This is a genomic window from Paraburkholderia sp. Ac-20336, assembly GCF_017105025.1.
GTDB lineage: Bacteria > Pseudomonadota > Gammaproteobacteria > Burkholderiales > Burkholderiaceae > Paraburkholderia.
On sequence record NZ_JAAGPS010000063.1, the window covers coordinates 1 to 12,641 of the forward strand.

General features: G+C 63.9%; 12 protein-coding genes. 8 read left to right on the plus strand and 4 right to left on the minus strand.

The genetic code is table 11. From position 1 onward, the window contains the following. Positions 1-169 precede the first annotated feature (169 nt). Positions 170-946: an enoyl-CoA hydratase gene (locus GXB81_RS18510; RefSeq protein WP_167045854.1), complete on the minus strand. Its 777-nt coding sequence runs from the start codon at positions 944-946 to the stop codon at positions 170-172. Positions 947-1,082: 136 nt separating this feature from the next. On the opposite strand from GXB81_RS18510, the gene paaN reads away from it, so the two are divergent. From paaN to paaK, 4 genes are all read left to right on the plus strand, one after another. Beyond that, positions 1,083-2,783: a phenylacetic acid degradation protein PaaN gene (gene paaN / locus GXB81_RS18515; protein WP_205989992.1), complete on the plus strand. Its 1,701-nt coding sequence runs from the start codon at positions 1,083-1,085 to the stop codon at positions 2,781-2,783. Between the two features lie 167 nt (positions 2,784-2,950). After that, complete coding sequence (gene paaG / locus GXB81_RS18520) at positions 2,951-3,742, plus strand: 2-(1,2-epoxy-1,2-dihydrophenyl)acetyl-CoA isomerase PaaG (protein WP_167045848.1); 792 nt, start codon at positions 2,951-2,953, stop codon at positions 3,740-3,742. Between the two features lies 1 nt (position 3,743). After that, complete coding sequence (paaI, locus tag GXB81_RS18525; protein WP_167045845.1) at positions 3,744-4,208, plus strand: hydroxyphenylacetyl-CoA thioesterase PaaI; 465 nt, start codon at positions 3,744-3,746, stop codon at positions 4,206-4,208. A 134-nt stretch (positions 4,209-4,342) separates the two neighbouring features. Continuing rightward, positions 4,343-5,647: a phenylacetate--CoA ligase PaaK gene (paaK, locus tag GXB81_RS18530; protein ID WP_167284172.1), complete on the plus strand. Its 1,305-nt coding sequence runs from the start codon at positions 4,343-4,345 to the stop codon at positions 5,645-5,647. Positions 5,648-5,680: 33 nt separating this feature from the next. Here the strand turns inward: paaK and GXB81_RS18535 are convergent, their stop codons facing one another. Then, a complete protein-coding gene (locus GXB81_RS18535) occupies positions 5,681-6,799 on the minus strand; it encodes an MltA domain-containing protein (RefSeq protein WP_167045826.1) in 1,119 nt (372 codons plus the stop codon). Between the two features lie 28 nt (positions 6,800-6,827). Here GXB81_RS18535 and GXB81_RS18540 point away from each other — a divergent pair, with 28 nt between their 5' ends. After that, positions 6,828-6,989 (plus strand): hypothetical protein, encoded by a 162-nt coding sequence (locus GXB81_RS18540; protein WP_205989993.1) that lies wholly within the window; start codon positions 6,828-6,830, stop codon positions 6,987-6,989. Positions 6,990-7,157: 168 nt separating this feature from the next. Here the strand turns inward: GXB81_RS18540 and apaG are convergent, their stop codons facing one another. Beyond that, positions 7,158-7,532, minus strand: a complete 375-nt coding sequence (apaG, locus tag GXB81_RS18545; protein ID WP_167045820.1) for a Co2+/Mg2+ efflux protein ApaG — start codon at positions 7,530-7,532, stop codon at positions 7,158-7,160. Between the two features lie 477 nt (positions 7,533-8,009). On the opposite strand from apaG, the gene rpe reads away from it, so the two are divergent. The 3 genes from rpe (at position 8,010) to trpE (ending at position 11,317) form a co-directional block, all read left to right on the plus strand. Continuing rightward, positions 8,010-8,693, plus strand: coding sequence for a ribulose-phosphate 3-epimerase (gene rpe, locus GXB81_RS18550; RefSeq protein WP_167045881.1), 684 nt, complete (start codon positions 8,010-8,012; stop codon positions 8,691-8,693). Positions 8,694-8,731: 38 nt separating this feature from the next. Further along, the gene (locus GXB81_RS18555; RefSeq protein WP_205989994.1) at positions 8,732-9,448 is read left to right on the plus strand and encodes a phosphoglycolate phosphatase; all 717 of its coding nucleotides are present in this window, start codon (positions 8,732-8,734) and stop codon (positions 9,446-9,448) included. A 375-nt stretch (positions 9,449-9,823) separates the two neighbouring features. Beyond that, a complete protein-coding gene (trpE, locus tag GXB81_RS18560) occupies positions 9,824-11,317 on the plus strand; it encodes an anthranilate synthase component I (RefSeq protein WP_167045814.1) in 1,494 nt (497 codons plus the stop codon). 267 nt (positions 11,318-11,584) lie between these two features. On the opposite strand, the gene GXB81_RS18565 is transcribed toward trpE, so the two are convergent. Next, a complete protein-coding gene (locus GXB81_RS18565) occupies positions 11,585-12,514 on the minus strand; it encodes a LysR family transcriptional regulator (RefSeq protein ID WP_205989995.1) in 930 nt (309 codons plus the stop codon). Between the last annotated feature and the right edge of the window lie 127 nt (positions 12,515-12,641).

Below are 12,641 nucleotides of genomic sequence, written 5' to 3' on the forward strand. Positions count from 1 at the left end.
TTCCGGCACGCCGTCAACAGGTTTTAACACACTGCCCAACCTGCCTGCGCCGCGAAAACCCCTGCCATCCAGGGCCTCCCGCTTCCCCGTGCCCCGCTGGGCGGAACACGAAAGAGCGGAATTCTAGTCGCCGCCATCAGGACTTGCAAGCAATATTTTGACAAGCGTATTAACGGTGCTTGAAAACCGGTTTGCGCTTCTCCACGAATGCGGCCATTCCCTCCTTCTGATCTTCGGTAGCGAAGAGCGAATGGAACAAGCGACGCTCGAAATGCACGCCCTCCGCGAGCGTCGTTTCATAGGCGCGGTTGACCGACTCCTTGACCATCATCACTGCCGGTAACGGGAATTCGGCAATAGTCGCGGCTGCAGCAACCGCTTCGTCAAGCAGCGACGCGGCCGGAATCACGCGCGAAACCAGTCCGGCACGCTCGGCCTCGGCTGCGTCCATAAAACGGGCCGTCAAGCAGAGGTCCATCGCCTTTGCTTTCGACACCGCGCGCGGCAATCGCTGCGTGCCGCCCGCGCCCGGCATGATGCCGAGCTTGATTTCCGGCTGACCGAACTTCGCCGTGTCGGCAGCAAAAATGATGTCGCACATCATCGCGAGCTCGCAGCCGCCGCCTAGCGCGAAGCCCGCCACCGCAGCAATGATCGGCTTACGGATCGAACGCACCGCTTCCCAGTTGCGCGTGATGTAGTCGCCTTTGTAGACGTCCATATAGGTATAGGTCGCCATCATGCCGATGTCGGCCCCCGCCGCGAACGCCTTCTCGCTACCGGTCACGACAATCGCGCCGATCGCCTCATCGGCATCGAACTCGCGCAACGCGGTGCCCAGTTCGTCCATCAACGCATCGTTTAGCGCGTTCAGTGCCTTCGGACGATTCAATGTGATCAACCCGACCCGTCCTCGCGCCTCAACCAGAATGTTTTCGTAAGCCATGCCGCCTCCAGAGGGTTAATTTGCACGCGAAAAACGCTTCGCGCGGCTCTCTTAATAATGCTACCATTCACCAACCAACCGGTCGGTCAATTATTCGACGGGTTTTCCCCCAACGTATAGCCAAGCCCTCCCTGCCATGAAACATCCGCTATTTGCAAAGCACGAAGACACGCTGCACAAGGCGCTCGCCGCACTCGAAACGCGTGGCTACTGGAGCCCGTTCGTCGAGATTCCCAGTCCGAAAGTGTACGGGGAAACAGCGAACGCGGACGGCGAAGCCGCGTTCAAAGCGCTGCTCAATACGACTTTCGCGCTGGACCAGCCGTCGACCGGAGAAACGGTCGGCGCCGAAGTCTCACCGTTTGGTTTTCCGCTAGGCATGCGTTATCCCAAAGCCACCCCGGACGCGTTGATCGCAGTGGCCGCCGCTGCGCAGCGCGACTGGCGCACGGCCGGCCCGCAAGCGTGGGTCGGCGTATGCCTCGAAATCCTCGCGCGCCTGAATCGCGCCAGCTTCGAGATTGGCTATAGCGTGATGCACACCACCGGCCAGGCGTTCATGATGGCGTTTCAGGCCGGCGGCCCGCATGCGCAGGATCGCGCGCTCGAAGCCGTGGCTTACGCATGGGACCAGTTGCGCCGCGTTCCCGCCGACGCGCACTGGGAAAAACCGCAAGGCAAGAACCCGCCGCTCGCCATGCACAAGCGCTATACCGTCGTGCCGCGCGGCACCGGTCTCGTGCTGGGGTGCTGCACATTCCCGACCTGGAACGGCTACCCGGGCCTTTTCGCCGATCTGGCCACCGGCAACACCGTCATCGTCAAGCCGCATCCGGGCGCGATTCTGCCGCTCGCATTGACCGTGCGCATCGCGCGTGAGGTTTTGCGCGAGGCAGGCTTCGATCCGAACGTTGTCACACTGCTTGCCACTGACCCGAACGACGGCTCCCTCGTCCAGAACCTCGCCCTGCGTCCGGAAATCAAGCTGATCGACTTCACCGGCAGCACCCAGAACGGCACCTGGCTCGAGCGCAACGCGCATCAGGCTCAGGTCTACACCGAAAAAGCCGGCGTCAACCAGATCGTGATCGACTCGGTCGACGACATCAAGGCCGCCGCGCGCAACATCGCCTTTTCTCTCGCGCTGTACTCGGGCCAGATGTGCACCGCGCCGCAAAACATCTATGTGCCGCGCAACGGCATCCGCACGGCCGACGGCGCGCTCGGTTTCGACGACGTCGCCCAGGCGCTTGCCGGCGCCGTGCAAAAGCTCGTTGCCGACCCTGCCCGTGCTGTCGAACTGCTCGGATCGATCCAGAACGATGGCGTCGCGCAGCGCATTGACGAAGCCGCGAAACTCGGCCGCATTCTCGTCGAGAGCCAGACGCTCGAGCATCCGTCCTTCCCGGGCGCTCGCGTGCGTACCCCGCTCGTGCTGCAACTCGACGCCGCGACCGACCACGCGCAGTTCACCCGTGAATGGTTCGGACCGATCTCGTTCGTGATCGCAACGGATTCGACCGCGCAGTCGCTCGATCTCGCCGGTGCCATCGCCGCCGAACACGGCGCACTGACACTATCGGTCTACAGCACGGACGCAGCCGTACTCGACCGCGCACACGAAGCGTCGATTCGTGGCGGCGTCGCGCTCTCGATCAATCTGACCGGCGGCGTGTTCGTCAATCAATCCGCGGCCTTCTCCGATTTCCACGGCACCGGCGCCAACCCGGCCGCCAATGCCGCGCTGGCCGATGCGGCGTTTGTCGCCAATCGCTTTCGCGTCGTTCAAAGCCGTGCCCATGTTGAACCGAAAACGGCGCCGGCGGTAGCTGGCTGAATGGCGTAGGACAACGCACGATTCCTATGCCTTCTGGCCGAATGGACCGGGTCGCGCGCGCTCACTAACATGAGACAGCAGGCCGGCATTGCGCGCCGCCGCATTGCCCGGCTCTCGCTAACCGCGTGCTGCGCCCATCGGTCAATGAGATTTCGAGGAGATACCCAATGTCATATGAAGCGATCCGGCTGGACGTCGACACATCGAGCCACGTAGCCACCATTACGCTGAACCGCCCGGACAAGCTCAACAGCTTTACGCGCGCGATGCATCGGGAACTGAGCGACGCGCTCGATCGTGTCGCAACGTCAGGCGCCCGGGCGCTCGTGCTGACCGGGGCGGGCCGCGGCTTCTGCGCCGGCCAGGATCTCGCCGATCTCGACTTCACGCCAGGCGCCATGACCGACCTGGGCGACCTGATCGACGAACATTTCAACCCGCTGATTCGCCGTCTGCAGGCGTTGCCGATTCCGGTCGTCGCGGCGGTCAACGGCACAGCCGCCGGCGCGGGTGCCAACCTCGCGCTCGCCTGCGACCTCGTGCTCGCGGCGCGCTCCGCGAGCTTCATCCAGGCGTTCGTGAAGATCGGCCTCGTGCCCGACTCGGGCGGTACATGGTTTCTGCCGCAGCGCGTCGGCATGGCACGCGCGTTGGGGCTCGCTCTCACCAGCGACAAACTCGGCGCCGAGAAAGCCGAGAGCTGGGGCTTGATCTGGCAAGCGGTCGACGACGCGGATCTCGCCAGCACCGCGGCGAAACTCGCGTCGCAGCTCGCTCAGCAACCGACGCGCGCAATCGCCGCAATCAAACAGGCCATGCGAGCAAGCACGACGCAAACGCTCGACCAGCAGCTCGACCTCGAACGCGATCTGCAACGCGAACTCGGCGCCTCGCACGATTACGCGGAAGGTGTGCAGGCGTTCATCGAAAAGCGCGCGCCGCGCTTCGAGGGGCGCTGACATGACCGCTCATCAAACCCGCCGCCCCGACCAGATGACACCCGACGAACTTGCCCGCGCGACCGCCGCCGCGATGTACGAGAACGATGCCTGCAGCCGCGCGCTCGGGCTCGAAATTCTCGAAGTCCGTCCAGGCTATGCGCGGCTGCGCATGGCCATACGCGACGATTTCTTGAACGGCCATCAGATCTGCCATGGCGGCCTGATCTTCACACTTGCCGATTCGACGTTCGCGTTCGCCTGCAACACGTACAACATCAATACGGTCGCGGCTGGCTGCTCGATCGAGTTTCTGCGGCCGGTGTACGGCGGCGACGCGCTAGTGGCGGAAGCTGTCGAGCAGACACTGAGCGGGCGCACCGGTATCTACGACATCCGCGTGACGAATCGAGCCGGCGAAACCGTCGCGATGTTTCGCGGCAAGTCGGCGCAAATCAAAGGCAATCTGATTCCGACCGGCGACTAGACAAGCACACGAACCGCAGGCCCAGGCAGTACCTCAGGCGACGCCCTCCCAAAGACAACAGATCGCCGCGGATTTCTGGCGCGCAAACGCGCCGCACATCAGACTCAGGCATTGAGGCAGCAAGGAGACATTCGATGACCACCGCTCTTCCGATCGATCCGATCGAGACCGCCAGCCGCGACGAACTCGTCGCGCTTCAACTTGAACGGCTCAAATGGTCGCTGAACCATGCGTACGAGAACTCGCCGGTCTATCGGCGCAAGTTCGACGAAGCCGGTGTTCATCCGGGCGAAGTGACATCCCTCGCTGACCTCGCCCGCTTTCCGTTCACGACGAAGCAGGATCTGCGCGACAGCTATCCGTTCGGGATGTTCGCCGTGCCGCAGGAGCGGATTTCGCGCATCCACGCGTCGTCGGGCACGACGGGCAAGCCGACCGTGGTGGGCTATACCGCGCGCGACATCGATACATGGGCCAATCTCGTCGCACGATCGATCCGCGCCGCCGGCGCGAAGCGCGGAGACAAAGTACACATAAGCTACGGCTATGGCCTTTTCACAGGCGGCCTCGGCGCGCACTACGGCGCCGAGCGCGCCGGGCTCACCGTGATCCCGTTCGGCGGCGGTCAAACCGAGAAACAGGTGCAGTTGATCCAGGACTTCCGGCCCGACATCATCATGGTGACACCGAGCTACATGCTCTCGATTGCGGACGAACTCGAACGTCAGGGCATCGATCCGGCCAACTGCTCGCTGCGCCTCGGCATCTTCGGCGCGGAACCGTGGACCAACGACATGCGCCAGGCCATCGAAAAACGCATGGGCATCGACGCGGTCGATATTTACGGGCTGTCCGAAGTGATGGGCCCGGGCGTCGCGTCGGAGTGCGTCGAAACCAAAGACGGCCCGACCATCTGGGAAGATCATTTCTACCCGGAAATTATCGATCCCGAAACCGGCGCAGTGCTGCCCGACGGCGAACTCGGCGAACTCGTGTTTACCTCGCTCACGAAGGAAGCGCTGCCGATCATCCGCTATCGCACGCGCGATCTCACGCGCCTGCTGCCGGGCAGCGCACGCACGATGCGGCGCATGGAGAAGATCACCGGCCGCTCTGACGACATGATGATCGTGCGCGGCGTGAACGTATTCCCGACGCAAATCGAAGAACTGCTGCTCCGCCAGCACGCGCTCGCGCCGCACTACCAGATCGTGCTCACGAAGGAAGGTCCGCTCGACGTATTGACGCTGAATGTCGAGCCGTGCCCGGAAAGCGCGCCAGACACCACCGCGCTAACCACGGCGAAAAACGCGCTCGCTTATGACATCAAGGCCTTGATCGGCGTCAGCGCGGTAGTGAATGTGCTTGCCGTGAACGGGATCGAGCGTTCGGTCGGCAAGGCACGGCGCGTGGTGGATAAACGCAAAGCGGGGCTTTGATCCCTGCGCGGGGCGAGGACCGCCCGCGCCACCTCACGAATTCGGCAGCAACAGCCACATCCGGCCGCCCTGCTTCATCTTGCCGGCCAGATCGCCTGCGTCGTCGCCGAGCCCCCAGAAGTAATCGGCGCGCACGCCGCCCTTGATCGCGCTGCCCGTGTCCTGCGCGAACACGAGGCGGTTCATCGGCGAGTTCGTGAGCGGACGCGTGGTTTGCAGAAACACGGGCGTACCCAACGGAATCGCGCTCGGATCCACCGCGATCGAGCGCTCCGGCGTCAACGGCACGCCGAGCGCGCCGATCGGACCATCGGCACCGCCGCTCGGCGCGCTTTCCGCAGACGGCATCTCGCGGAAAAACACGAAGCGCGGGTTCGTATCGAGCAAGGCCTCGACGCGCGTCGGGTTCGCGCGCGCCCATGCCTTGATGCCCTGCATCGTCGCCTGCGCCGGCGTGACCTCGCCATGATCGAGCAGCCAACGCCCGATCGACTTGTACGGCTGGTTGTTAGTGCCGCCGAAACCGACGCGCATCACGCTGCCGTCTTCCATCACGACGCGTCCGGAGCCCTGCACCTGCAGGAAGAATGCTTCGATCGGGTCGTCGACCCAGACAAGCTCATTGCCGTTGAGCACGCCCGAGCGCTCGAGCTGCGCGCGCGCCGGCAACGGCGCGCCCGCGCGATAGCCGGCGGGCCAGCGGTACAGTGCGGTCTGATACACGCCGTGCCGCGTGCGCGAACCGCGCAGCAAGGGCTCGTAATAGCCGGTGACGAGACCGTCGAGCGTGCCGTCGTTATTGGCGAGCTGGAACGGCGTGAAATAGGCTTCGAAGAAAGCCCGCGCGCTCGTGACGTCGAGGTCGTCGATCTGCGAGGCGGCCGCGCATGCACGGGACCAGCTCGGCTGACGTGCGAGCCGCACGCAGTTTTGCCGCAACGCGGCGGTCGCGCCGATCAGCGAGTCATCCTGCCAGCCCGGCACCTGCTGCCACGCGACCGCGGTCAATCGCGCGGAAGCAATCTGACCGGGAATGATCGCCGCACCGCTCGGCGGCGATGGCCGGATCGCGCCGCCGCCACCGCAGGACGCGAGCAATACCGCGACTGAAAGCGCACCGAGCCAGGCGCCGGCGCGGCGGACAAAACGCATACAATGTTCGTTCTTGATGGAAACCGCCATGTCTGATCTGTTCGACGAATACCCGATGCTCATCTTCGCGCTGGAATCGCTTGTCGCGCTTTTCCTGCTCATCTTTATCGTTGTATGGACGTCGTCCGGCAAAAAGAAAGCGACGCGCGCCAGGTCAGCGGAACAACCCAAGCAGCAAAAACCGCAGTGACGCGCAGTAACCGTCGTGGGGTTATCCAGCCGGCCGCGCGCTGAAGCACGCATCGGCCACTCGCCTGCCGCCGGTCACAACGCCTCACCCGCTTCACTCTTCATCCCGCCACGCACGCCACTTCGCGCCCGCACGAAGTCAGTAAAGACAGCGCGCCTTGGCAGCGGTTCAATGCAAGGTACGCGGCATGCGCAACACGAACTCCGGCACAGGCGCATCGAAGCGCTCGCCGTCCTCGGCCACGCAGAAGTAATCTCCGCGCATGGTACCGACCGGCGTCGCAATAACGGCCCAACTCGTGTACTCGAAATGCTCGCCCGGCTTGAGCAACGGCTGATGGCCGACCACGCCCAAGCCTTTGACTTCCTGCACGGTGTTGTCGCTGTCGGTAATCACCCAATGACGCGCGATCAGTTGCGCGGGTACCTGGCCGGTATTACGGATAGTCAGCGTGTAGGCAAATGCGTACTGGCGGCGCTCCGGGTCGGATTCTTCGGGCAGGTATTGCACCTGCGCCGAGACGCTGAATTCATACTGGCTCATCCTGATTCCGGTCTGATAAACGGCTGTGAAAAACGCGGGAAGGCCCGAACGCCAATGGTTTGCGGGGGCATCGGCGATGCGGCGCTCATGGATTGGCATTCTGCTTGATGCGCGACACGCCCGCAACCGGGTACACCCTTTGGCCAGGAGTGTTCAAGACGTTGGGGCGTGGCACGCTTCGGAGCCTCACTTCATTCAGAACCTCACTTCGGGGCCCGCTTTCCGACGTCCAGTTTCCTGCCGCCAGGTTTTTCCGCCATAGCTTTCAAAGCGCTTATGCCGCACGGCTCTTTCCCACCGCTTCTTCATCGCTTCTTCGCCGCTCCGTTTCTTCCCGCTCCCGGCGCGGTCCACGGTCACAGTCCACCTCTTCCGCCAAGCCCCGAACAAACCGGCACGACCCGCCGAGGCCCACGCCCCGGCACCACCACGCAAAACGGTAAAATGGCGCTTTCCCGCTTGCATCCGCCCCTTGCCATGACGCAATTCCGCATCGCCCCCAGCATTCTGTCCGCCGATTTCGCCCGCCTCGGCGAAGAAGTCCGCAACGTCGTCGCGGCCGGCGCCGACTGGATTCACTTCGACGTGATGGACAACCACTACGTGCCGAACCTGACCATCGGCCCACTCGTCTGCGAAGCGATCCGCCCGCACGTCGACGTGCCGATCGACGTGCACCTGATGGTGCGTCCCGTCGACCGCATCGTGCCGGACTTCGCGAAAGCCGGCGCGAACCTGATCAGCTTCCACCCGGAAGGCTCGGACCACATCGACCGCACGCTCTCGCTGATCCGCGACCACGGCTGCAAGGCCGGCCTCGTGTTCAACCCGGCCACGTCGCTGAGCTATCTCGATCACGTCATGGACAAGGTCGACCTCGTGCTGATCATGTCGGTGAACCCGGGCTTCGGCGGCCAGGCGTTCATTCCCGAGGCGCTCAACAAGCTGCGCGAGGCGCGCAGGCGCATCGACGCATACGAGGAGCGCACCGGCCGCGAGATTCATCTCGAAGTGGACGGCGGCGTGAAGGTCGACAACATCGCGGAAATCGCGGCGGCCGGCGCGGACACGTTCGTGGCCGGCTCGGCGATCTTCGGCCAGCCCGATCACAAGGTGGTGATCGACAAGATGCGCGCGGCCCTCGCCGCCGTGCAGCACTAACGCCCAGCCTTAACACCCGACATCCGGACCCGCGCCCCATGACCGCTCCGTTCCCCGCCCCGACTTTCACCGGCCCGCGCCTCGCAGCCGCGATCATCGACCTCGACGGCACGATGATCGATACCGCCGACGACTTCACCGCCGGCCTGAACGGCATGCTCGCCCAACTCGACGCAGCGGAAACCTCGCGCGAGGAAGTGGCCGGCTATGTCGGCAAGGGTTCGGAGCATCTGATCCGCAGCGTGCTCGCGCCGCGCTTCGAGGCGAACCACGCGCAGGAGCGCTTCGAAGAGGCGCTCGCGATCTATCAGGCCGAATACGCGAAGATCAACGGCCTGCACACGCGGCTTTATCCCGACGTCGAAGCCGGCCTGCATGCCATGCGCGAGGCCGGCCTCAAGCTCGCGTGCGTGACGAACAAGCCGCACCGCTTCGCGCTCGAACTGCTGCAACAGTACGGGCTCGCGCCGTATTTCAGCGTCGTGCTCGGCGGCGACAGTCTCGCGAAAAAGAAGCCCGACCCGCTGCCGATGCTCACCGCCGCCGCGCAACTCGGTGTCGAGCCGCAAGCCACCGTCGCGATCGGCGACTCGGAAAACGACGCGCTGGCGGGCCGTGCGGCCGGCATGGCCACGCTCACCGTGCCCTACGGCTACAACCATGGCCAAGCTATACAAACGATAAAATCCGATGGTATAGTTGCCTCGCTGCTCGACGCCGCCAAGGCAATCGCAGCACACCAATCCACGACTTGAACAGTCCTTCATCCTCATGTTTCTGAATAAAAAACGGAGTCTGATTAGTATCGACCGGGGAGCCTGGCCCTGGCGTCGCTGGTCGCGCTAACCTCGCCTGAGGTACGCTGAAGATCGTCTTCGGCAACCGTTTTTTACTTCGCTGCGCTCACGCGCTTTTTCCATCGCTCTGTTTCGCTGCTGCATCGGCTGATTCGGCCCGCGCGTACCCGCAAAGTACCGCGACGGACCGGTCAACGTTCGCATGCGTCGATGGGAAACTCGCGCCGGTCGGTATCATCGGGTCGAAACCGTCGACTCGCGTCCCGGCCAGAAGCGCCTGGCCTCGCTTTGCCCGACACTCGCTGCCGCCGGATCACCGTACAGGATCGGAACATGACCGAACTCGAATTCCAGTCCCTCGCCAACGAGGGTTTCAACCGCATTCCGCTGATCGCCGAAGCGCTCGCCGACCTCGAAACACCGCTCTCGCTCTACCTGAAGCTCGCGCAGAGCGAGCGCAACGGCGCGAACTCGTTCCTGCTCGAATCGGTGGTGGGCGGCGAACGCTTCGGCCGCTATTCGTTCATCGGACTGCCGGCGCGCACGTTGCTGCGCACGCGCAACGGCGTCACGGAAGTGGTGCGCGACGGCAAGGTGATCGAGACGCACGACGGCGATCCGCTCGCCTTCATCCAGCAGTTCCAGGCGCGCTTCAAGGTCGCGCAACGCCCGGGGCTGCCGCGCTTCACGGGCGGTCTGGCCGGCTATTTCGGTTATGACGCCGTGCGCTACATCGAGAAAAAGCTCGCGCACAGCGCACCGAAAGACGACCTCAATCTGCCCGATATCCAGTTGCTGCTGACCGAGGAAGTCGCGGTGATCGACAACCTCGCGGGCAAGCTCTACCTCGTGGTCTACGCCGATCCGACGCAGGCCGAGGCGTACACGAAAGCGAAGCACCGTCTGCGCGAGTTGCGCCAGCGTCTGCGCGCGAGCGTGCAGCCGCCCGTCATTTCGTCGAGCGTGCGCACCGAGATCTATCGCGAATTCGCCAAGGACGACTACCTCGCCGCGGTGCGCAAGGCGAAGGAATACATCGCCGCCGGCGAACTGATGCAGGTGCAGGTCGGCCAGCGCCTGACCAAGCCGTACCGCGACAACCCGCTGTCGCTGTATCGCGCGCTGCGCTCGCTGAATCCGTCGCCGTACATGTATTACTACAACTTCGGCGACTTCCACGTGGTCGGCGCGTCGCCGGAAATTCTCGTGCGCCAGGAAAAGCGCGGCGAGGACCGCCTCGTCACGATCCGCCCGCTCGCCGGCACGCGGCCGCGCGGCAACACGCCCGAGCGCGATGCGCAACTCGCGACCGAGCTGCTCAACGATCCGAAGGAAATCGCCGAACACGTGATGCTGATCGACCTCGCGCGCAACGACGTGGGCCGCATCGCGCAGATCGGCTCGGTCGTCGTGACCGACAAGATGGTGATCGAAAAGTACTCGCACGTGCAGCACATCGTCAGTTCGGTCGAAGGCAAGCTCAAGCCCGACATGACCAATTTCGACGTGCTGCGCGCCACGTTCCCGGCCGGCACGCTGTCGGGCGCGCCGAAGGTCCGCGCGATGGAGCTGATCGACGAGCTCGAACCCATCAAGCGCGGCCTGTACGGCGGTGCGGTCGGCTATCTGTCGTTCACGGGCGAGATGGATCTCGCCATCACGATCCGCACCGGCGTGATCGCGAACGGCAATCTGTACGTGCAGGCGGCCGCGGGCGTGGTCGCCGATTCGGTGCCCGAATCCGAATGGCAGGAGACCGAGAACAAGGCGCGCGCGGTGATGCGCGCGGCCGAGCAGGTGCAGGACGGCCTCGATAGCGACCTCTGAGCCAGGCACGCGATGCGGCTCATGATCGACAACGCGCGCAATGCGATGGCGCCGATCATGAGCGTGATCGGGCTATCAGAAGCTCCTTTTGCGGGCCATCGTGCGCGCACTCGTACGCGTCGCGCTCCATTGGGCCGGCCCTCGGAAATGGCGTGCGCCCCTTATCGTGCCCGGGTTATGGCACATAGCGCTCGCTCGTGAGCCTGGCGCAACAGCAACAACGACAACAACGGACCACCGCCACCCGCCATCTCCCGGTGCCCTCGCTCATGCCCCCCATTGGCCGTATTCGCTGTCCGCGCGTCCCAGCGCATTGCCGAACCATTCGGCGAGAAAGTCGATAAACGCCACCACCTTCGCCGATACGTTGAGCCGTTCGCCATACACCGCGTACACGTCCGCGACCGGCAACGACCATTCCGGCAACACGACACTCAACGCGCCCGAGCGCAAATGCGGGTACACGTCCCACTCGGAGCGCATCAATATCCCGTGACCGTCCAGCGCCCAGACGAGCGCGGTCTCGCCGTCATTGGTGCTCAACGCGCCGCGCACCTTGACCGTCTCCTGCTTGCGGCCGCGACTCAGATGCCATGTGCCGTAAGCCGCGTCGTTCTCGCGTAGCACGATGCACTTGTGCGCCTGCAGATCACGCGGCGTATCCGGCACACCGGCACTCTCGATATAGGCCGGCGACGCGCACAGCAAACGCCGGTTCGGCGCGATCTTGCGCGCGACGAGCCGCGAATCGGGAATCTCGCCGAACCAGATGCCGACGTCATAGGCTTCGTCCGCGAGGCGGATCGAGCGATCGGTCAGCGTCAACTGCACTTCCACTTCCGCATAGCGCCGCGCGAACTCGGAGACCGCTGGCGCGATATGGCGCCGCCCGAAACCGAATGTCGCGTTCACGCGCAACAGGCCTTTCGGAATCGCCCGTGCGCTCGACACCATCCGGTCGAGTTCTTCGAGCTCGACCAGCAGCCGCGCGCCATGCGACAGATACAGTTCGCCTTCCTGAGTCACGCTGATGCGCCGGGTAGTGCGATTCAGAAGCCGCACGCCGAGGCGCGCTTCCATCCGCGCGAGCCGCGCGGTAACCGCGGGCGGCGTGACGCCGAGTTCGCGAGCCAGCGCCGACAGATTGCCGTGTTTGACCAGCTGCACGAAAAACGCAAGATCCGAAATGGAATCCACTGGCGGGCCTATTTATAAATTTAACTTAAAAATAGATTAAAGAAAAACGCATTATATGCATTAACCATCTCTGTAGACTGTTTCGCATAGAAACGTTGCCCGTTTTCACCGCCCTTCGCGGACGCGT